The organism is Pseudomonas sp. NPDC090592 (assembly GCF_044769185.1).
In the GTDB taxonomy this organism is placed as follows: Bacteria; Pseudomonadota; Gammaproteobacteria; order Pseudomonadales; family Pseudomonadaceae; genus Aquipseudomonas.
On sequence record NZ_JBIVXJ010000002.1, the window covers coordinates 102,473 to 121,486 of the forward strand.

Here is a 19,014-nt window from a genome sequence, read left to right on the forward strand (position 1 = left end):
GTTAACCGAAGGAGTGGGTGCGATGACGGCGAAGAAGATTCTCATGCTGGTGGGCGACTACGTCGAGGATTACGAGGCGATGGTGCCGTTCCAGGCCCTGAGCATGGTAGGCCACACCGTGCATGCGGTGTGCCCGGAAAAGGTGGCAGGGCAGACCGTGCGCACCGCCATCCATGATTTCGAGGGTGAGCAGACCTACAGTGAAAAGCCGGGGCACAACTTTGCCCTGAACCATGACTTCGTGCGGGTGCGGGCCGAGAGTTACGACGCGCTGCTGATTCCGGGTGGCCGTGCGCCGGAGTACCTGCGCCTGGATGAAAAGGTGCTGGAGCTGGTGCGGGCCTTTGACCAGGCAGGCAAGCCGATTGCGGCGGTGTGCCACGGTGCCCAGCTGCTGGCGGCGGCGGGGGTGCTGGAAGGGCGCGAATGCAGCGCGTACCCGGCGTGTGCGCCGGAAGTGCGGTTGGCGGGTGGCACGTTCATCGATATCGCCGTGGACCAGGCGCATGTGGATGGCAACCTGGTGACTGCGCCAGCGTGGCCGGCGCACCCGGCGTGGCTGGCGGCCTTTCTCAAGGTGCTGGGCACCCGTATCGCCTGACCGGGCCTCTTCGCGGGCACGCCCGCTCCCACAGGTTCAGCACACATTTCAAAACCTGTGCAATCCCTGTGGGAGCGGGCGTGCCCGCGAAGAGGCCGGTACAGGCTTAACTTACCTGCTCAACCCAGTCATTGAGGTTGTAGTAGTTGGTCACCCGGGCAATCTTGCCGCAGTGAATGTAAAAGAAAGCCCCCGCCGGCAGCACGTAGGTCTGCCCCTTGGCCGCCGGCAACCCCTCGTCATCCGCCAGGTATTCACCGTGCACCGTGAACTCCGCCGCCACACGGCTGCCATCGGCGTTTTGCATCACCACGATGTCGGCCAGGCGTTCGCGGTAGCAGCGGTTCATCTTGTCCATGAACGTCGCAAACCGGGCCTTGCCCATCTGCCGCTCGCCCTGGTTGATGTCGTGGATCACGTCCTCGTTGAGCAGCGCCAGCAAGCCCTGCATGTCACCGGCAGCTCGGTAGCGGTCATGGAACAATACCTGTCGTGTAGGGAAAAGGCGGGTCGTTGCCCCGGATGATAGGGTTTCCCCTCAAGCCCGGCTTAGCCGAGCGCGTCATCCACATCGACAAAACGACCGCCAAGCATGGAAATACGCCTGTTGCACGGCGCCGCTATCGCGCCATACATCGATGACCTCGTTCGCCTGCGCCTGACAGTGTTTCGCGAGTTTCCCTTCCTTTACGATGGCAGCCCTGAGTACGAGGCCAATTACCTTGCCACCTATGCCCGCTCCGGGCGCAGCCTGGTAGTGCTGGCACTGGACGATGGCAAGTTGGTAGGTGCCTCCACGGGCCTGCCGCTGGTGGATGTTGCACCCGAATTCCAGCAGCCGTTCCTGGCCCATGGGCGTGACCCGGCCGCTGTGTATTACTTCGGTGAGTCACTGGTGCTGCCGGAATATCGCGGTCAGGGCCTGGGGGTTCGCTTCTTCATCGAGCGCGAGTCCTACGCGCACAAGCTGGCCGAGTTCGATTACTGCGCGTTCTGCGCCGTGGAGCGCCCCGGCGGGCATCCGCTGCGGCCTGCGGACTACAAGCCGCTGCAGGGCTTCTGGCGCAACCGCGGCTTCCTGCATGACCCATCCCTGCGCACCCGTTACGCCTGGCGTGACCTGGACGCGCAGGAAAGCTCGGAAAAGATCATGTCGTTCTGGACCAAGGAACTGCCAACTTGATCCTGTGACAACAAAAACGGCCCCTGTTGGGGCCGTTGTTGTTACATCAGGTTTACTTCACTTCGACTGCCAGGCTCTCGGCAATCTTGCTCTGCCACAGGGCAGGGCCGGTGATGTGAACCGACTCACCGTTGCTGTCCACGGCAACGGTCACCGGCATGTCCTTGACCTCGAACTCGTAGATCGCTTCCATGCCCAGCTCGGCGAAGGCCAGGACCTTCGACTTGCGGATGGCCTGGGCCACCAGGTAGGCAGCGCCACCCACGGCCATCAGGTAAACGGCCTTGTTGTCCTTGATCGCTTCGATGGCAGTCGGGCCACGCTCGGACTTGCCGATCATGCCCAGCAGGCCAGTTTGTTCGAGGATCTGGCGGGTGAACTTGTCCATGCGGGTAGCGGTGGTCGGGCCAGCCGGGCCTACCACTTCGTCACCGACCGGGTCGACCGGGCCAACGTAGTAGATGAAGCGGCCTTTCAGGTCTACCGGCAGCGCTTCGCCACGGTTGAGCATTTCGACCATGCGCTTGTGCGCGGCATCGCGGCCGGTCAGCATCTTGCCGTTGAGCAGGATGGTTTCGCCCGGCTTCCAGCTGGCGACTTCTTCCGGGGTGATGTCGTCGAGGTTGACGCGACGGGCGCTCGGGCCGGCTTCCCAGACGATTTCCGGGTAGGCGTCCAGCGACGGCGCTTCCAGCTCGGCCGGGCCGGAACCATCGAGCACGAAGTGGGCGTGGCGGGTGGCAGCGCAGTTGGGGATCATGCACACCGGCAGCGACGCGGCGTGGGTCGGGTAGTCCATGATCTTGACGTCGAGCACGGTGGTCAGGCCACCCAGGCCCTGGGCGCCGATGCCCAGCTGGTTGACCTTCTCGAACAGCTCCAGGCGGATTTCTTCCAGGCGGTTCTGCGGGCCACGGGCTTTCAGCTCATGGATGTCGATGGATTCCATCAACACTTCCTTGGCCATGACGGCGGCTTTCTCGGCGGTACCGCCGATACCGATGCCGAGCATGCCAGGCGGGCACCAGCCAGCACCCATGGTCGGAACGGTCTTCAGCACCCAGTCGACGATCGAGTCGGACGGGTTGAGCATGGCCATCTTCGACTTGTTCTCGGAGCCGCCACCTTTGGCAGCCACGTCCACTTCAACCTTGTCACCTGGGACGATGGAGTAGTGGATGACCGCCGGGGTGTTGTCCTTGGTGTTTTTGCGAGCACCGGCCGGGTCGGCCAGGATCGAAGCGCGCAGGACGTTTTCCGGCAGGTTGTAGGCGCGACGCACACCTTCGTTGATCATGTCGTCGACGCTCAGGGTGGCGCCGTCCCAGCGCACGTCCATGCCCACGCGCACGAACACGGTAACAATACCGGTGTCCTGGCAGATCGGGCGGTGGCCGGTGGCGCACATGCGCGAGTTGATCAGGATCTGGGCGATGGAATCGCGTGCAGCGGGCGATTCTTCACGCAGATAGGCCTCGTGCATGGCCTGGATGAAATCGACGGGGTGGTAGTACGAAATGAATTGCAGGGCGTCGGCGACGCTCTGAATCAGGTCGTCTTGCTTGATCACGGTCATGCAGCGCGCTCCTCTTAAAGACGGGAACATTCAAAAAGACGCATCGACGGTGCCGACCAGCATGTCGAAGCGCCTTGCAAGGCGCCGGCAGGTCAGGCCGACGGAAAAAGGCGCGGCAGTATAGCGCGCATCCGTGCCGGGCACACCTGCGGCCGGTCTGGACCATGGTCCGGCAGTGCTTGGGCATCCTTTTTGCTGCTGTAGCGCGCTTGGCTTAAAGTGGACTGTGATTTGTGGAGAAAGACCGACCATGCCCGAACTTTGCGTGGGCGAGCGCCGCTGGGCGGTGCCGACCGGCAGCAACCTGCTCGACGCCTTGAATGATGCCGGGCTCAACGTGCCCTACAGCTGCCGTGCCGGCAGTTGTCATGCCTGCCTGGTGCACTGCCTGGCCGGGCAACCGCTGGATGCCTTGCCCGAGGCCCTGGCACTGGACAAGCATGCCCTGGGCTGGCGCCTGGCCTGCCAGTGCCGGGTGGTCGAGGACTTGAATGTGGCGCTGTTCGACCCGCAGCGCGATGGTGTGCCGGCGCACGTCTGCGCGTTGGACTGGTTCGGGGACGTGTTGCGTGTACGGCTAAGGCCCGAGCGGGTGGTGCGCTACCAGGCGGGGCAGCATGTGGTGTTGTGGCATGGTTCGATAGCGCGGCCTTATTCCCTGGCCAGCCTGCCGGCGGAAGATGACTTCCTGGAGTTTCACATCGATTGCCGGCGCCCGGGCGCCTTCTGCGACAAGGCTCGTGGTTTGCAGGTGGCAGATGTGCTGCGCCTGGGCGAATTCAGGGGTGGTGCTTTGCATTACGACCTGGATTGGCAGGATCGGCCGCTCTGGCTGCTGGCAGCCGGAACCGGGCTTGCGCCGTTGTGGGGCATCTTGCGTGAGGCTGTGCGACAGGGGCATCGCGGCGAGATTCGGGTGCTGCATGTGGCGCGGGACAGTGCCGGGCATTATCTGGCTGAACCACTGATGCAACTGCAGGGCGTGCAGGTCGAACTGGTGCTGGCAGAGCAGATGGATGAAGCGCTGGCAGGGTTGCGGCCGTCTTCGCGGCAGACGGTGGCGCTGGTGTGCGGGGCGCCGGGGAGTGTGGAGCGGTTTGCGCGGCGGCTGTTCATTGCCGGGGTGCCGCGGGGGCAGGTGTTTGCCGATGTGTTCGCTGAACATGCCTGAGGCATTTGGGTTGCCTGGGCTGGCCTCATCGCCGGCAAGCCAGCTCCCACAGGATTGCATCAGACCTGAGCCTGCGTGGTCCCTGTGGGAGCTGGCTTGCCGGCGATTGGGCCGCAAAGCGGCCCCGGGGCTAGGTCAGCCGACCAGCGGGTCACCAACGTGCAGGATCTTCATCCCGTTGGTACCACCGATGGTGTGGTAGCTGTCACCCTTGGTCAGGATCACCCAGTCACCTTGCTCCACCAGGCCACGCTTGAGCAGTTCGTCGACCGCAGCCTGGCTCACCTTGTCGGCCGGCAGCGAGGCCGGGTCGAAGGCGATCGGGTACACGCCGCGGAACATGTTGGCGCGAGCCTGGGTGGCGCGGTGTGGCGACAGGGCGAAAATCGGCACGTGCGAGCGCAGGCGCGACATGATCAGCGGGGTGTAGCCGCTTTCGGTCAGGGCGATGATCGCCTTCACGCCCGGGAAGTGGTTGGCGGTGTACATGGCCGCCAGGGCGATGCTTTCGTCGCAGCGCTCGAAGGTGGTGTGCAGGCGGTGGCTGGACTTCTGGCTGGTCGGGTGCTTTTCGGCGCCCGAGCAGATACGTGCCATGGCCTGTACGGCTTCGATCGGGTAGGAACCGGCGGCGCTTTCTGCCGACAGCATCACCGCGTCAGTGTTGTCCAGTACGGCGTTGGCCACATCGGACACTTCGGCACGGGTCGGCATCGGGTTCTGGATCATCGACTCCATCATCTGGGTCGCCACGATCACCGCCTTGTTGTTGCGGCGGGCGTGCTGGATGATCTTTTTCTGGATGGCGATCAGTTCGGCGTCGCCGATTTCCACACCCAGGTCGCCACGGGCAACCATGACGGCATCGGAAGCGAGGATCAGCTTGTCGAGGGTTTCGTCGTCGGCCACCGCTTCGGCGCGTTCGATCTTGGCCACCAGCCAGGCGCTGCCGCCGGCTTCGTCACGCAGCTTGCGCGCGTATTCCATGTCGCTGGCGTCACGCGGGAAGGAAACGGCCAGGTAGTCCAGGTCCATTTCTGCTGCCAGCTTGATGTCGGCCTTGTCTTTCTCGGTCAGGGCCGGTGCGGTCAGGCCGCCACCTTTACGGTTGATGCCTTTATGGTCGGACAGCGGGCCGCCGATGATCACCACGCAGTGCAGGGCATCTGCGGTGGCGGTTTCGACGCGCATGACCACACGGCCATCGTCGAGCAGCAGTTCGTCACCGACGCCGCAGTCCTTGACCAGGTCCGGGTAGTCGATACCGACGATGTCCTGGTTGCCTTCGGTCAGCGGGTGGGCGGTGGAGAAGGTGAACTTGTCACCAATCTTCAATTCAATGCGCTTGTTGGCGAACTTGGCGATGCGGATCTTCGGACCCTGCAGGTCGCCCAGCAGTGCAACATGGCGGCCATTCTTGGCGGCGATGTCGCGGATCAGGCGCGCGCGGGCCTTGTGTTCGTCCGGCGTGCCGTGGGAGAAGTTCAGGCGTGCCACGTCCAGGCCAGCGAGGATCAGCTGTTCGATCACTTCCGGCGAGTTGCTGGCGGGGCCAAGGGTGGCGACGATTTTGGTACGGCGGATGCTCATGCACAGACTCCTATAGTGAAGCGCAGCGAAAGGCTACTCCTGAATCTCGCTGTAGTCATTGTTCCGTTGCACTACCTGCGACCTTCGGGGATAGGGCAGCTGCAAGCTACAAGCGGCAAGCTACAAGTAAAAGCGCGAACGGCGCATACGCTGCTTTTTCTTGCAGCTTGCAGCTTGCAGCTTGCAGCTTGCAGCCAGCGATTGAAGAAAACCCACTCCAGGCCGATATACTTCCCATCAAAGGAGATCACCATGCGAGCCCTGATCGTTTTCGCCCTGGCGGCCAGCGCCGTCGGCTGCACCCGCTGGTCCATGGACCACCACCTGAACAACGCCTACCGCGCCTATGACCGTGGCGATTGCGCCCGGGTGATGCTGGAGCTGTCGCAGGTCGACCGTACCAGCCGCTCGCGGCCGTTCATCCACCCCGAAGTGTCGCTGCTGCGGGGCCAGTGCCTGGAGCGCCAGGCGTTGTACGTGGATGCCGCGCAGACCTATCAGTACCTGATCCAGAAGTACCCGGGCAACGAATACGCCTACCGGGCGCGGGCGCGCCTGCACACCCTGGAAAAACTCGGCCATTACCGCGGCGGCGAAACGGCCGTGGCCAACCCGGTGACGACTGCACCTTGGCGCTAACACCAAGGTGTGGTTTATTTCACGAGAATTGCTGCGCACGCTGCGCTAATCTGTAACTCAGCTGTTACAACAACCGCCAGTACCTTGTATTCCTGGCATCAGGTACGGAATACACTCGCGATCATGTTCAACAAGCGCCACATCGAACGTCATCAGCTGCCTTGTGTGCTCAAGGTGTTCAACCGGTTTACCAACCAGGAAATCGGCCAGCTAGGCAATGCCTCCGAAGATGGCCTGATGGTCATCAGCCAGCTGCCCGTCATGGTCGGGCCTGATTACGAACTGCAACTGCGCATGCCGTTGGTCGGCGGGGGGCATCAGTTCGTCAACCTGACTGCCAGTTGCCTGTGGTGCCGCGAAGACCAGACGCCGGGGCACTACGATTCGGGTTTCATGCTGCTGCAGGCGCCTCGCGAGTACGACGAGTTCGTGCGCTCATTGCGCGACTATTTCAGCTTCCACCCCGCCAACGCTTCTGTCTGAGGCTGCGTTAGAATCGGGTCGACCTTGATACAGGACGATCCCGTGACCTCCAGCATTTTCTGGCACGACTACGAAACCACCGGCATCAACCCGCGCTGCGACCGGCCATTGCAGGTGGCCGGTGTGCGCACCGACTTCGACCTCAACGAGATCGACGAGCCGATCAGTCTTTATTGCCGGCCCTCCGACGATATCCTGCCGCACCCGGCCGCCTGCCTGGTGACCGGCATCACGCCGCAGTTGCTGGCTGAGCAGGGGCTGTGCGAAGCCGAGTTCATGACCAGGGTCCATGCGCAGCTGGCGCAACCGGGCACCTGTGGCGCGGGCTACAACACCCTGCGTTTCGACGATGAAGTGACCCGCTACAGTTTGTACCGCAACTTTTTCGACCCCTATGCCCGTGAGTGGCAGGGCGGCAACAGCCGCTGGGACCTGATCGACATCGTGCGCACTGCCTACGCCTTGCGCCCGGACGGTATTCAATGGCCGCAACAGGATGGGCGCACCAGCTTGCGCCTGGAGTTGCTGAGCAAAGCCAATGGCATTGACCATGGGCATGCCCATGAGGCGCTTTCCGACGTGCGGGCAACCATTGCCCTGGCCCGCCTGATACGGCAGAAACAGCCCAAACTGTATGACTGGCTGTTCCAGTTACGCAGCAAACATAAAGTGCTGGAGCAGGTCCGCTTGTTGCAGCCACTGGTGCATATATCCGGGCGTTTTTCGGCAGCGCGCAATTACCTGGGTGTGGTATTGCCACTGGCATGGCACCCACGTAATCGCAATGCACTGATTGTGTGCGACCTGCATCAGGAAACCCTACCGTTACTGAGGGAAAGTGCTGAAGTTTTGCGCCAGCGTTTGTACACCCGCCATGAAGAGTTGGCCGAGGGTGAATTACCAGTGCCGCTCAAACTGGTACAAATCAATCGTTGCCCGGTGCTGGCACCGTTGTCAGTATTGCGCCCTGTCGATCAACAACGTTTAGGCCTGGACTTGACGTTGTTACAATTGCGTGGCGAACAGTTGGCCAGCCAACAGGCGCAATGGCAAGACAAGCTGGAGCACATCTACGGCAAGGAAGACTTCACCCCGAGTGAAGATCCGGAGCAACAGTTGTATGACGGTTTTATAGGGGACCGGGACCGCCGCTTATGTGAGCAAGTGCGTGCGCTGGAACCCGCGCAGTTGGGCCGTGGGCACTGGATGTTCGATGACCCGCGCCTACCCGAACTGCTATTCCGCTACCGGGCGCGCAACTTCCCGGAAACCTTGAACAGCGAAGAGCGCCAGCGCTGGCATGGCTTCTGCCAGCAGCGCCTGAGCGACCCGCAGTGGGGGGCACCGAATACGCTGGGCGACTTCGAGCAAGCGCACCAGCAAGCCTGGGAGCGCGCTGACGAAGCCGGCCGGCGCGTGCTGGACGCCTGGCAAATGCATGCCCGGCAATTGCAGGCACAATTTGCAATTGGCTGATCAACAGGCAAACAAAAACGCCGGCAATGTGCCGGCGTTTTTGTTTGCGATAAGCAAAGCGAGTATGCGGACAATCAGTCCAGCAGGGTCGCCCAGCTTTCAACCACGTCGCCGCCCCAAGTGGCTTTCCACTCTTTCAGGGTTTTGTGGTTGCCGCCTTTGGTTTCGATGACTTCACCGTTGTGCGGGTTCTTGTATTGCTTGACCTTGCGCGCACGCTTGGTGGCAGTGGCCTTGACCGCGCCGCGAGGTGCCTTGCTCAGTTTCGACTCTGGGTCGAGCAGGGCAATCACGTCGCGCAGCGACTTGGAGTATTCACCCATCAGCGTGCGCAGTTTGCCTTCGAACTCCAGTTCTTTCTTCAGCTTGTCATCCTGCGACAGGTTGGCCAGGCGGGCCTGAAGTTCCTTGATGGCTTCTTCGGTGGCGCGGTACTCGTTGATCAGGGACATGGAGTGTTCCTTAATGCGTGTTCAGAAATGTGTGGGCCAATAATAGACAGGCGATAGTCACAAGTAAACATGGTACTGGGCAATTAACTGTTAATTAAGCTGTGACAATATTTCTCCACGTGAACAAAAATTTACATAAACACCCTGCGTTGCGTCATCACGGTCAGGAACTACTCGCGCAGCGATGGCTGATCCGCACAGGCCATCGCCGCTGCAATCATTACTGCGTTTTTTCTGGCGGACCGCTAGAATAGGCGCCTTTGCGAAGTTCTGGAGTCTCATTCATGCGCACCTATCGTCTGGTGATCGCCTGCCCCGACCGTGTAGGTATCGTGGCGAAAGTCAGTAATTTCCTGGCCTTGTACAATGGCTGGATCAACGAAGCCAGCCACCACTCTGATGAGCAGAGCGGGTGGTTCTTCATGCGCCATGAAATCCGTGCCGAATCGCTGCCATTCGGTATTGAAGCCTTCCGCGAGGCGTTTGCGCCCATCGCCGAAGAGTTCTCCATGACCTGGCGCGTTACCGACTCGGCGCAAAAAAAACGCGTGGTGCTGATGGCCAGCCGCGAGTCGCATTGCCTGGCCGACCTGTTGCACCGCTGGCACACCGACGAACTGGACTGCGACATCCCTTGCGTTATTTCCAACCACAACGACCTGCGCAGCATGGTCGAGTGGCACGGTATTCCGTTCTTCCATGTGCCGGTCGACCCCAAGGACAAGGCCCCGGCCTTTGCCGAAGTGTCGCGCCTGGTCAATGAGCATGCCGCCGATGTGGTGGTGCTGGCGCGCTACATGCAGATCCTGCCGCCGCAACTGTGCCAGGACTATGCCGAGAAGGTGATCAACATCCACCACAGCTTCCTGCCGTCGTTTGTTGGCGCAAAACCCTATCACCAGGCCTCCCTGCGTGGCGTGAAGCTGATCGGCGCGACCTGCCACTACGTTACCGAAGAGCTGGACGCTGGCCCGATCATCGAGCAGGACGTGGTGCGTGTCAGCCATGCCGACAGCATCGAAGACATGGTCCGCTTTGGCCGTGATGTGGAAAAGATGGTGCTGGCCCGTGGCCTGCGTTACCACCTGGAAGACCGCGTTCTTGTGCATGGTAACAAGACGGTGGTGTTCGACTGACAGGGTCGGATTGCCTGTGAGGCCTTAGGGCTGCTTTGCAGCCCATCGCCGGCAAGCCAGCTCCCACAGGGATTGCACATGGCCTGGACTCGATGCGGTCGGTGTGGGAGCTGGCTTGCCGGCGAAAGGGGCGCAAAGCGCCCCCGGCAATCTCGAAAGGAATACTGATGGCCAGGCAACGCAACAAACCCACCGCTTCACCCCCGCCCACCCTCGGCGAAGGCTGCCTGGCCCGCTACGATCCCGAAGCGCTCGACGATAGCGACGGCACCGACTTCCCCGGCGCTGCCGAACTCTGGCAACAGCTCAACCCGCCTGACGCCGCCAACGCTCCAGCAACGGGCGGGCCAACAGGCACACAAACACCGGCCCACCCGCCAGCAGATAAAAGTAATAAGTAACCGCACGCCAGATCAGGATGGCCGCCGCTGCGGTCGAACTGCCCACCAGTGGCGTCAACAGGCTGGCCGAGGTCAGCTCGGCAGCTCCTGCCCCTCCGGGCAACAGGCTGAACTGTCCGGCGCTGAGCGAGAGCATCTGCACAAGGAAGCTGGGGATCCACGCCAAGTCCACCCCCAACCCTCTCAATACCAGGTACAACACGCTATAGCGCAGGCACCAGTGTGCGCAGGTCAGGGTAAACACCAGGCTGAGCGTTCGCTTGGGCAGGCGCCAGGTTTGCGCCAGTGCGTCGATGAAGTGCAGCAGTTTGCGAGCCCAGCGGCGTTTGCGCTGCTGGCTCATGCCCAGACGCTGCAGCAACTTGCCATTGACGCGCATCACCGTGCGCCGGTAGCGCAGCAGCCCGACCACTCCGGCCAGAGCAGTGCACAGCAGCAGCGCGCTGCCCATCAGCATGCTTTCCTGGCTGCGGCCCAGGCTGTGGAACAGCGCATAGCCGGCTATGGCCAGCATGGCGCAGAAGAAGAACACCAGGTCGTTCAGTTGGTCCATGGCGAAGACAGCGCCGCTGCGTGCCGGGCCGATGCGGTGGCGCGCGAGCAAGGCCATGAGGGTCAAGGGCCCGCCGCTGCCGCCAGGGGTGGTGCAGATGGCGAATTCGGTGGCCATCACCACGCCGAGGCTGCGCAGGTGCCCAAGCCTTGTGCCTTGCTGGCCCAGGAGAAGGCGCAGGCGGATGGCGTTGATGACCCAGCACAGCAGGATCATGCCCAGCAGCATCAGCATCAGCGCGGGGTCGAAGCGCTGCAACCTTGGCAGCAACTCGCTGCCACCGAGCAGGGTTGGCACCAGCACTGCGCCGAGCAGTGCCAGGCCCAGCCAGGTCAAGCGATTCATGCGTTGGCCTGGCGGTCCAGCCAGGCCGACTTGGTCAGTGGTTCGCGGCCTTGAGCCAGCAACCTGCGCAAGGTGTTCAGCCAGTAGTCACGAGAGCTGCGGTGACGCATGTCTACCGGGTGCAGGCCCAGGCGCAGTGTGTCGGCGTCGCGCCAACGCCGGCATTGCCAGTCGCACAGCACCCTGGAAAGCCCGCGGCGCCAGGCGCTGCGGGCACTCCACACCAACCCGGGGGCTTCGATCGCGGTGAAGTCCGGCAAACGGTACAGGTGCTGCGGGGTGCTGGTGTAACGCAGTGGCAGGCGGCGCAAGGCCTGGCGGGTGCCTTCGCTCATCAACCAGGCCGGGGCGACGAAGCCGGCTACAGGCCAGCCCTGCTGGTGAAACAGGCCCAGGCCCTGCTCCAGCCGTTGCAACGCCTGCTGCTGGTCGAGGCCATAGAACTCGCCTTCGTGGGTGTAGATACGGCGCATGAAGTATTCGCCGGGCGTGCGTGGCGGCGGGCCGTTGTCGGCGTGGTAATAGCCGTGCAGGGCCAGCTCGTCGCCCTTGGCCAGGCGCCGCTCAAGCAGGCGGCAGAAGGTGGGGGAGCGCAGCAGCAGGTTGCGCTGGTGAAAGTCCGGCACCACCAGCCATGTCATGGGGATGCTGCCGAGTGTATCAATGGCCTCGACGAAGGGTTGGTAGTCGGGCCAGGTTTCGGGCGCGACATCGTGCAGCACCAGCATCAGGCTGCGCGATGCCGGTTGTAGCTCAGCCATGGGCGCGTACCTGCGACGGGTGGCCGAGTACGGCCTGGTAGTGCTGCAGCAGGCCGCACACCACGTTGTCCCATGAATAATGCTGCTCCACGTGATGTCGGGCCTGCGCCCCGAGTTTGCCTACGCCGGCCTCGAATGCCTCACGCACGGCCGCCGCCATGGCCTGGCCATCGTTGGGGCGGCACAAGCGCCCGCAGTGTTCATTGACGATCTCGCCAAAGGCGCCAGCGCGCACGGCTACCACGGGGGTAGCACTGGCCATCGCTTCGAGTATGACCAGGCCGAAGGTTTCCTGATCCCCGGCGTGCACGAGCAGGTCGGCACTGGCCATCAGGCGTGCGACCTCCGGCGCGGGGTGGAAGTGGTCGATCACGCTGACATTGTGCGGCACATTGGCCGGCATGTTCGAGCCCACCAGCAGCAGGTGGTAGGGGTTACCCAGCTGCTGCATGCAGTCGAGCAGCACGGGCAGGTTCTTTTCCCGCGAGCCACGGCCGGCATAGATCAGCAGGCGGCTGGTGTCGGCAATACCCAGTTGTGCGCGTAGCTGCGGGTCGCGCTTGTCAGGGTTGAAGGTGGCCAGGTCCACCCCCAGGCGCTGTACATGCACATCATGCACGCCCAGGCGGCGCAGTTTGTCGGCCATGACCTGGCTGGGCGCCAGTACCCGGTCGAAATTGCCATACAGCTTGCTGACGTAGGCCTCGACATTGGGCGTGAACCAGTTGCCCATGCGGTTGCTGACCAGCAAGGGCAGGTCGGAATGGTAAAAACCGATTACCGGCACATCGAGCTGACGCCGCGCCTCCAGCGCTGCCCAGGCAGTCAGGTAGGGGTCGCCAACTTCGATCAGGTCGGGCTTGAGCGTGCGCAGCGTTTTGCACCAGGGGGCCAGGCGTACCGGGAAGCGGTAGCCCTTGCCGAACGGCAGGGGTGGGGCGGGCACCTGGAATATACCGTCGGCATGCTGGGCGCTCGCGCCGGGTATCAGCAGGCTGTGGCGTACACCATCAATGGCGTCGAGACGGCGGTGTTTGGCATCAAGATAGGTTCGTACGCCGCCGCTGGCCGGGGCGTAGAACATGGTGATGTCGGCAATGTGCACGATCAGCATCCCTCCGGGATCGTCTTCGGGTCTGTCATGCGGCGGTAACGGGCCGGCGATGACGCGCCTAAAGGTTGACCTTTCAGAAGGATAGTTTGTTCGATCGGGATGGGGCGGGGCTGGGGAGTGGTGTTTGCTGCTTCGCGGGCCTGCCCGCTCCCACAGAGACTGTGCAGGCCATGCGGCCAGTGTTATCCCTGTGGGAGCGGGCGACGCGGTACGTGCTTAAATGCGGAAACTGCCCACCAGGTGCTTCAGGCGGCCGGCCTGCTGCTCCAGGTCCGAGCAGGCGCGCAAGGTGGCCTGCAGGTTCTCCACGCCTTCCTGGTTGAGCATGTTGATCTCGTTGATGTCCATGTTGATCGCCTCGACCACGGCGGTCTGCTCCTCGGTGGCGGTGGCTACCGACTGGTTCATGCCGTCGATCTCGCCGATACGCACGGTAACGCTGTCGAGCCGCTCACCGGCCTGGTTGGCGATCTGCATGCTGTCCTGGCTGTGGCGCTGGCTCTGGTCCATGGTCTCGACCGACTCGCGGGCGCCTACCTGCAGCTCTTCGATCATGGTCTGCACCTGCTGGGCAGATTCCTGGGTGCGGTGCGCCAGGTTGCGCACTTCATCGGCCACCACGGCAAAACCACGCCCGGCTTCACCCGCACGGGCCGCTTCGATGGCAGCGTTTAGCGCCAGCAGGTTGGTCTGCTGGGAAATGCTGGTGATCACTTCAAGGATCTGGCCAATGTTGACCGTCTTGTTGTTCAGCGTCTCGATGTGCGCGCTGGAGCTGACGATCAGGTCGGACAGGCGGTTCATCGCGGCAATGTTGCGCTCGACCACTTGCTGGCCCTCTTCGGCCAGCAGGCGCGCCGAACTGGCGTGCTGCGAAGCCTGGGCGGCGTTACCGGCGATTTCCTGGGCGGCGGCGCCCAGCTCGTTGATGGCGGCGGCCACGCTGTTGGTGCGGTTGCTCTGCTCGTCGGAGTTGGTCATCGACGAGTTGGAGGCACTGATGACACGCAGGGCCACTTCGTTGACCTGTTCGGTGGCCGAGGACACTTCGCGGATCGAACTGTGGATACGCTCGACAAAACGGTTGAAGGCGCTGCCCAGAATGCCGAACTCATCGTGGTTGTGAATGCGCAGGCGTTTGGTCAGGTCGCCTTCACCCTGGGCGATGTCCTCCATGGCGCGGGTCATGGTGTGCAGGGGCTGCATCAGGACCCGGATCAGCAGGCCAAGCAGGCCAATGATGATCACCACCGCCACCACCGTGGCGATTACCGCCGAGGTGCGGAAGGTACTGAGCATCGAGAATGCCTTGTCCTTGTCTACCGACAGGCCGATGTACCAGTTGGCCGAAGGCAAGCCGGTGATCGGGGTGAAGGTCAGCAGGCGGGTCTGGCCTTCACTCTGTACCTCGGTCAGTTCACCGGTCAGTTTCGGGGTGTGCTGCGGGAACAGGTCCGACAGCGATTTCATCACCAGGTCCTTGTCCGGGTGCACCAGGATCTTGCCTTGGTCGTTGACCAGGAAGGCGTAGCCCATGCCGCCGAAGTTCAACGAGTTGATGATCTGCACCAGGCCGTCCAGGGCAAGGTCGCCACCGACCACGCCGACACTGCTGGACACCTTGTTGAGAATGCCGATGACCATCTTGTTGGTGGTCATGTCGATGTACGGTTCGGTCAGGGTTGCGCCGGCAGCGCTCATGCCGTCCTTGTACCAGGGGCGGGTACGTGGGTCGTAGCCGTCGGGCATTTTTGCGTCGGGGCGCACGCTGAAGCCGCCGTCGACCTTGCCCAGGTACACGGTGAGGAAGCTGGAAACCAGTGCATTCTGGCCCATCAGGGTTTCGGCGTTGGCCGGGTCCTGGGCTATGTTCTGTGCCAGGTTTTCCACCAGTTTGATACGGCCTTCGAACAGGTTGCGGATGTTGGTCGAAGTGGAGGCGCCCATTTCAGCCAGATAGTTTTCCAGGTCCTCGCGGATCGCATTACGCTGGAGGTAATCGTTGTAGAGGGTGAAAAGGCTGAAGGCGAGCATCACGATCAATGATGCCGCCAAAAGAATCTTGTGGCTGAAACGAAGGCTTTTGTTCATGGCGTAATCGGTTCCGCTAAGGTTTTATATCAGGTGTTCGCACGGGTGAAGCGGTAAGGATGTGCACTATCCCGAAAAGTCCCTTTTCGGTTGTTCCTCTCTGAATTAAGGCAAATATCACCCAAAGGTATCGGCCGAATTAAGGTAAAGCTTGAGCAGAGGATTAATGAGATGTCGGAATCTTCGACCATCGTTGTAGGTGCAGGCCCGGATGGCCAGCCAGTAGGGCAAGCAATGCGGTTGGCCAACCGTCACGGACTGGTGGCGGGCGCAACGGGTACAGGCAAGACCGTTACCCTGCAGCATCTGGCGGAAGTGTTCAGCGATGCGGGGGTGGCGGTATTCGCGGCCGACGTCAAAGGCGACCTGTGTGGGCTGGGGGCTGCCGGCACGCCGCAGGGCAAGGTGGCTGAGCGCATCGCAGGCATGCCCTGGCTGGGGCACACGCCTCGGGCCTACCCGGTGAGTTTGTGGGATATAGCCGGGCAGTCCGGCCACCCGCTGCGCACCACGCTCAGTGAAATGGGGCCGTTGCTGCTGGGCAACTTGCTTGAGCTGACCGACAGTCAGCAGGCGGCGTTGTACGCGGCCTTCAAGGTGGCCGACCGTGAGGGCCTGCTGCTGCTGGACCTCAAGGACCTGAAAGCGCTGCTTGCGCATCTGAAGGACAACCCGCAACTGCTGGGTGAAGACAGTGCGCTGATGACCACTGCATCTACCCAGGCCTTGTTGCGTCGGCTTGCTACCTTGGAACAGCAGGGCGCTGAAGCGTTGTTTGGTGAGCCGGCTTTGCAGCTGGAAGACTTGCTGCGGCCAGACACCGATGGCCGTGGGCGCATCCACCTGCTCGATGCCAGCAGGCTGGTGCATGAGGCGCCCAAGGTCTATGCGACTTTCCTGCTGTGGCTGCTGGCCGAGTTGTTCGAGCAGTTGCCCGAACGTGGCGATGCCGACAAGCCGGTGTTGGCCCTGTTCTTCGATGAAGCGCACTTGCTGTTCAACGGCACGCCCAAGGCGCTGCAGGACCGCCTGGAGCAGGTGGTGCGGTTGATCCGCTCCAAGGGCGTGGGGGTGTATTTCGTTACCCAGTCACCGGGTGACTTGCCGGATGCGGTACTGGCCCAGTTGGGCTTGCGCATTCAGCATGGCTTGCGGGCGTTTACTGCCAAGGAGCAGAAATCGTTGCGCGCGGTGGCCGATGGTTTTCGCCCCAACCCGGCGTTCGACACCCTGGCGGTGCTGACCGAGCTGGGGATTGGCGAGGCGCTGGTAGGCACGCTGGAGGAGAAGGGCACGCCGGCCATGGTGCAGCGGGTGTTGGTTGCGCCGCCGCAATCGCGGATCGGGCCGTTGTCTGCAAGCGAACGCACTGCGCTGATTGCCGCTTCGCCACTGGCGGGGCGTTATGACAAGCCGGTGGACCGTGAATCGGCCTATGAAATGCTGACCCAGCGCAAGGGCGAGGCGGTGGAGCCGGCGCCGCAGCCGAAGGCGGATGAAGAGAGTTTTGCCGACAAGGCCGGCGAGTTCCTGCAGAGTGCGGCGGGGCAGGCGATCAAGTCGGCAGTGCGCCAGGCGGCCAATCAGTTGGGGCGGCAGCTGATGCGCGGGTTGATGGGGTCGTTGTTGGGGGGCAAGAAAAGGTAGTCAGCCTGAAGGCTTGCGCTGTACCTGTAGGAGCGGCCTTGTGTCGCGATGGGCTGCGCAGCAGCCCCGGGATCTTGGTTCCAGCAGATATTGCCGGGGCTGCTGCGCAGCCCATCGCGACACAAGGCCGCTCCTACAAGGTGCCGCGTCAGGCACAAAAAAGGCGCCTGCGAAGGCGCCTTTCTCTATGCGGGTATCACTCAGCCAATGGCTTTGGACGCCAGCCAGAACAGGCCGGCTGCCAGGCCCATCGAGGCCGGCAGGGTCAGTATCCAGGCCAGCAGGATGGTCTTCACGGTGCCGCCCTGCAGGCCGCTCTTGTTGGCGACCATGGTGCCGGCCACGCCGGACGACAGCACGTGGGTGGTGGATACCGGCAGGGCGAACACGTTGGCCATGCCGATGGCACAGGCTGCGGTGATCTGTGCCGACATGCCCTGGGCATAGGTCATGCCTTGCTTGCCGATCTTCTCGCCAACGGTCAGTACCACGCGCTTCCAGCCAACCATGGTGCCCAGGCCCAAGGCCAGGGCAACGGCCACGATGACCCAGAACGGCGCGTACTCGGTAGTGGCGGTCAGGTCTTTACGCAGTTTTTCCAGGTCGGCCTTTTCACGGGCATCCAGGCCTGGCAGCTTGCCAACCTTTTTCGCCGTGTCATCCAGGCACAGCAGGTAGCGGCGCACTTCAACACGCTTGTCTGCACTCAGGCTGTGGTAGTCGGTCACGCCCTGAAGCGAGGACTGCAGCGCGGCAATGGTCGGTTCGGTCTGCTGCGGGTTGCAGCTGAACTGCTCTGGCAGGTCGCTGGCCTTGGCTTTGCCCAGTGCCAGGAACTCGCCCAAGGTGGCGGCGTTACGCTGGTAGAACTGGCTCATGTGCAAGGTGGCGTCGCGGGTACGCTCGATCTGGTAGGTGGTGCTGTTCAGGTCGAGGACGAACTTGGCCGGGACGATGCCGATCAGTACCAGCATGATCAGGCCGATGCCCTTCTGGCCATCGTTGGAACCGTGTACGAAGCTCACGCCCATGGCCGAAACCACCAGCACCATGCGGTTCCAGAATGGCGGGTGCTTCTTGTCGTCGAGCTTGCGGCGCTGGTCGGGGGTTTTGTGCATCTTCGACAGCGGGCGCCACCATTTCAGGCCGATCAGTACCAGGGCTGCAACGGCGAAACCTGCCATTGGCGAGACCACCAGCGACATGGCGATGTCGATCGCCTTCTGCCAGTTCACGCCGTCGCCCAGCGGGATGTCGTTGATCAGGGCGTTGGCCAGGCCAACACCGAGAATGGAGCCGATCAGCGTGTGCGAGCTGGAAGCGGGGATGCCGAAGTACCAGGTGCCCAGGTTCCAGGTGATGGCCGCGGCCAGCAGCGAGAAGACCATGGCCAGGCCGTGTCCGGTGTTCACATTGATCAGCAGCTCTACCGGCAGCAGGTGCACGATGGCATAGGCCACCCCGACACCGCCGAGCAGAACGCCAAGGAAGTTGAACACGCCGGAGAAGAACACGGCGAGGTGCGGCGGCATGGCTTTGGTATAGATGACGGTAGCTACCGCGTTGGCGGTGTCATGAAAGCCATTGATGAACTCGAAGGCGAGTACGAAGGTCAAGGCGAGCAGCAGGCTCACCAACACCCAGGCATCCAGTCCGCTGAATAAATCGATCATGAAGGTTGTCTGGCGGTCATAGGGGGGCGGGATTATGCCAGAAAACCTTTGCAATCGATGCACCTGCTACAGACCGATGGCAATCATCCGGGTGAGCACGGGCTGGGTCCATCAAGGCTTCG

Annotated in this window: 18 protein-coding genes and 1 pseudogene; 9 read left to right on the top strand and 10 right to left on the bottom strand. The window is 62.4% G+C overall.

What is annotated here, in order from left to right; all coding sequences use genetic code 11:
• The first annotated feature begins 22 nt into the window (after positions 1–22).
• Positions 23–601, top strand: coding sequence for a DJ-1/PfpI/YhbO family deglycase/protease (locus ACIQUI_RS02020; RefSeq protein WP_391138075.1), 579 nt, complete (start codon positions 23–25; stop codon positions 599–601).
• A 106-nt stretch (positions 602–707) separates the two neighbouring features.
• Here ACIQUI_RS02020 and ACIQUI_RS02025 read toward each other — a convergent pair whose 3' ends face one another.
• Positions 708–1,052, bottom strand: coding sequence for a ketosteroid isomerase-related protein (locus tag ACIQUI_RS02025; protein ID WP_403194812.1), 345 nt, complete (start codon positions 1,050–1,052; stop codon positions 708–710).
• Between the two features lie 141 nt (positions 1,053–1,193).
• Here ACIQUI_RS02025 and ACIQUI_RS02030 point away from each other — a divergent pair, with 141 nt between their 5' ends.
• Positions 1,194–1,784: a GNAT family N-acetyltransferase gene (locus tag ACIQUI_RS02030; protein WP_403194559.1), complete on the top strand. Its 591-nt coding sequence runs from the start codon at positions 1,194–1,196 to the stop codon at positions 1,782–1,784.
• A 52-nt stretch (positions 1,785–1,836) separates the two neighbouring features.
• Here the strand turns inward: ACIQUI_RS02030 and ACIQUI_RS02035 are convergent, their stop codons facing one another.
• Positions 1,837–3,360: a fumarate hydratase gene (locus tag ACIQUI_RS02035; protein WP_016488901.1), complete on the bottom strand. Its 1,524-nt coding sequence runs from the start codon at positions 3,358–3,360 to the stop codon at positions 1,837–1,839.
• A 250-nt stretch (positions 3,361–3,610) separates the two neighbouring features.
• Here ACIQUI_RS02035 and ACIQUI_RS02040 point away from each other — a divergent pair, with 250 nt between their 5' ends.
• Complete coding sequence (locus ACIQUI_RS02040) at positions 3,611–4,531, top strand: iron-sulfur-binding ferredoxin reductase (protein ID WP_403194561.1); 921 nt, start codon at positions 3,611–3,613, stop codon at positions 4,529–4,531.
• A gap of 135 nt (positions 4,532–4,666) precedes the next feature.
• Here ACIQUI_RS02040 and pyk read toward each other — a convergent pair whose 3' ends face one another.
• Positions 4,667–6,121, bottom strand: a complete 1,455-nt coding sequence (gene pyk, locus ACIQUI_RS02045; RefSeq protein ID WP_110635940.1) for a pyruvate kinase — start codon at positions 6,119–6,121, stop codon at positions 4,667–4,669.
• A 252-nt stretch (positions 6,122–6,373) separates the two neighbouring features.
• Here pyk and ACIQUI_RS02050 point away from each other — a divergent pair, with 252 nt between their 5' ends.
• From ACIQUI_RS02050 to sbcB, 3 genes are all read left to right on the top strand, one after another.
• Entirely contained in the window at positions 6,374–6,760 is a 387-nt protein-coding gene (locus ACIQUI_RS02050) for a tol-pal system YbgF family protein (protein WP_403194564.1), read from the top strand.
• Positions 6,761–6,883: 123 nt separating this feature from the next.
• The gene (locus ACIQUI_RS02055; RefSeq protein ID WP_391132214.1) at positions 6,884–7,243 is read left to right on the top strand and encodes a PilZ domain-containing protein; all 360 of its coding nucleotides are present in this window, start codon (positions 6,884–6,886) and stop codon (positions 7,241–7,243) included.
• Between the two features lie 42 nt (positions 7,244–7,285).
• On the top strand, positions 7,286–8,719 hold the full coding sequence (gene sbcB, locus ACIQUI_RS02060) for an exodeoxyribonuclease I (RefSeq protein ID WP_403194566.1): 1,434 nt from the start codon (positions 7,286–7,288) through the stop codon (positions 8,717–8,719).
• Between the two features lie 74 nt (positions 8,720–8,793).
• On the opposite strand, the gene mvaT is transcribed toward sbcB, so the two are convergent.
• Positions 8,794–9,171 carry a histone-like nucleoid-structuring protein MvaT gene (gene mvaT, locus ACIQUI_RS02065; protein WP_391132210.1) on the bottom strand — a complete coding sequence of 126 codons (378 nt, stop codon included), beginning with the start codon at positions 9,169–9,171 and terminating at the stop codon, positions 8,794–8,796.
• Between the two features lie 284 nt (positions 9,172–9,455).
• Between mvaT and purU the strand changes: the two genes are divergently transcribed.
• Positions 9,456–10,307, top strand: coding sequence for a formyltetrahydrofolate deformylase (gene purU, locus ACIQUI_RS02070; RefSeq protein ID WP_403194568.1), 852 nt, complete (start codon positions 9,456–9,458; stop codon positions 10,305–10,307).
• Positions 10,308–10,474: 167 nt separating this feature from the next.
• Positions 10,475–10,708, top strand: coding sequence for a hypothetical protein (locus tag ACIQUI_RS02075; protein WP_403194570.1), 234 nt, complete (start codon positions 10,475–10,477; stop codon positions 10,706–10,708).
• Here the strand turns inward: ACIQUI_RS02075 and ACIQUI_RS02080 are convergent.
• The 5 genes and pseudogenes from ACIQUI_RS02080 to ACIQUI_RS02100 form a co-directional block, all read right to left on the bottom strand.
• Entirely contained in the window at positions 10,614–11,606 is a 993-nt protein-coding gene (locus ACIQUI_RS02080) for a lysylphosphatidylglycerol synthase transmembrane domain-containing protein (protein WP_403194572.1), read from the bottom strand. The two genes, ACIQUI_RS02075 and ACIQUI_RS02080, sit on opposite strands and share 95 nt — an antisense overlap.
• A complete protein-coding gene (locus ACIQUI_RS02085) occupies positions 11,603–12,367 on the bottom strand; it encodes a DUF2334 domain-containing protein (protein WP_403194574.1) in 765 nt (254 codons plus the stop codon). Before ACIQUI_RS02085 ends, ACIQUI_RS02080 begins: the two co-directional genes overlap by 4 nt.
• A complete protein-coding gene (locus ACIQUI_RS02090; RefSeq protein WP_403194576.1) occupies positions 12,360–13,481 on the bottom strand; it encodes a glycosyltransferase family 4 protein in 1,122 nt (373 codons plus the stop codon). The genes ACIQUI_RS02085 and ACIQUI_RS02090 overlap by 8 nt, the downstream gene beginning before the upstream one ends.
• A 216-nt stretch (positions 13,482–13,697) precedes the next feature.
• Positions 13,698–14,462 (bottom strand): methyl-accepting chemotaxis protein, encoded by a 765-nt coding sequence (locus tag ACIQUI_RS02095; RefSeq protein ID WP_403194814.1) that lies wholly within the window; start codon positions 14,460–14,462, stop codon positions 13,698–13,700.
• Positions 14,463–14,555: 93 nt separating this feature from the next.
• Positions 14,556–15,572 (bottom strand): annotated as a pseudogene (locus ACIQUI_RS02100) (cache domain-containing protein); the annotation flags it as partial.
• 171 nt (positions 15,573–15,743) lie between these two features.
• Here ACIQUI_RS02100 and ACIQUI_RS02105 point away from each other — a divergent pair.
• Positions 15,744–17,219, top strand: coding sequence for a helicase HerA-like domain-containing protein (locus ACIQUI_RS02105; RefSeq protein ID WP_403194578.1), 1,476 nt, complete (start codon positions 15,744–15,746; stop codon positions 17,217–17,219).
• A gap of 200 nt (positions 17,220–17,419) precedes the next feature.
• Here the strand turns inward: ACIQUI_RS02105 and ACIQUI_RS02110 are convergent, their stop codons facing one another.
• Positions 17,420–18,892: an inorganic phosphate transporter gene (locus tag ACIQUI_RS02110; protein ID WP_403194580.1), complete on the bottom strand. Its 1,473-nt coding sequence runs from the start codon at positions 18,890–18,892 to the stop codon at positions 17,420–17,422.
• Between the last annotated feature and the right edge of the window lie 122 nt (positions 18,893–19,014).

Coding starts and splice junctions, on each gene's coding strand:
- ACIQUI_RS02020 (WP_391138075.1), top strand. CDS start 23: ATGACGGCGAAGAAGATTCTCATGCTGGTGGGCGACTACGTCGAGGAT.
- ACIQUI_RS02025 (WP_403194812.1), bottom strand. CDS start 1,052: ATGCAGGGCTTGCTGGCGCTGCTCAACGAGGACGTGATCCACGACATC.
- ACIQUI_RS02030 (WP_403194559.1), top strand. CDS start 1,194: ATGGAAATACGCCTGTTGCACGGCGCCGCTATCGCGCCATACATCGAT.
- ACIQUI_RS02035 (WP_016488901.1), bottom strand. CDS start 3,360: ATGACCGTGATCAAGCAAGACGACCTGATTCAGAGCGTCGCCGACGCC.
- ACIQUI_RS02040 (WP_403194561.1), top strand. CDS start 3,611: ATGCCCGAACTTTGCGTGGGCGAGCGCCGCTGGGCGGTGCCGACCGGC.
- pyk (WP_110635940.1), bottom strand. CDS start 6,121: ATGAGCATCCGCCGTACCAAAATCGTCGCCACCCTTGGCCCCGCCAGC.
- ACIQUI_RS02050 (WP_403194564.1), top strand. CDS start 6,374: ATGCGAGCCCTGATCGTTTTCGCCCTGGCGGCCAGCGCCGTCGGCTGC.
- ACIQUI_RS02055 (WP_391132214.1), top strand. CDS start 6,884: ATGTTCAACAAGCGCCACATCGAACGTCATCAGCTGCCTTGTGTGCTC.
- mvaT (WP_391132210.1), bottom strand. CDS start 9,171: ATGTCCCTGATCAACGAGTACCGCGCCACCGAAGAAGCCATCAAGGAA.
- purU (WP_403194568.1), top strand. CDS start 9,456: ATGCGCACCTATCGTCTGGTGATCGCCTGCCCCGACCGTGTAGGTATC.
- ACIQUI_RS02075 (WP_403194570.1), top strand. CDS start 10,475: ATGGCCAGGCAACGCAACAAACCCACCGCTTCACCCCCGCCCACCCTC.
- ACIQUI_RS02080 (WP_403194572.1), bottom strand. CDS start 11,606: ATGAATCGCTTGACCTGGCTGGGCCTGGCACTGCTCGGCGCAGTGCTG.
- ACIQUI_RS02085 (WP_403194574.1), bottom strand. CDS start 12,367: ATGGCTGAGCTACAACCGGCATCGCGCAGCCTGATGCTGGTGCTGCAC.
- ACIQUI_RS02090 (WP_403194576.1), bottom strand. CDS start 13,481: ATGCTGATCGTGCACATTGCCGACATCACCATGTTCTACGCCCCGGCC.
- ACIQUI_RS02095 (WP_403194814.1), bottom strand. CDS start 14,462: ATGACCAACTCCGACGAGCAGAGCAACCGCACCAACAGCGTGGCCGCC.
- ACIQUI_RS02105 (WP_403194578.1), top strand. CDS start 15,744: ATGTCGGAATCTTCGACCATCGTTGTAGGTGCAGGCCCGGATGGCCAG.
- ACIQUI_RS02110 (WP_403194580.1), bottom strand. CDS start 18,892: ATGATCGATTTATTCAGCGGACTGGATGCCTGGGTGTTGGTGAGCCTG.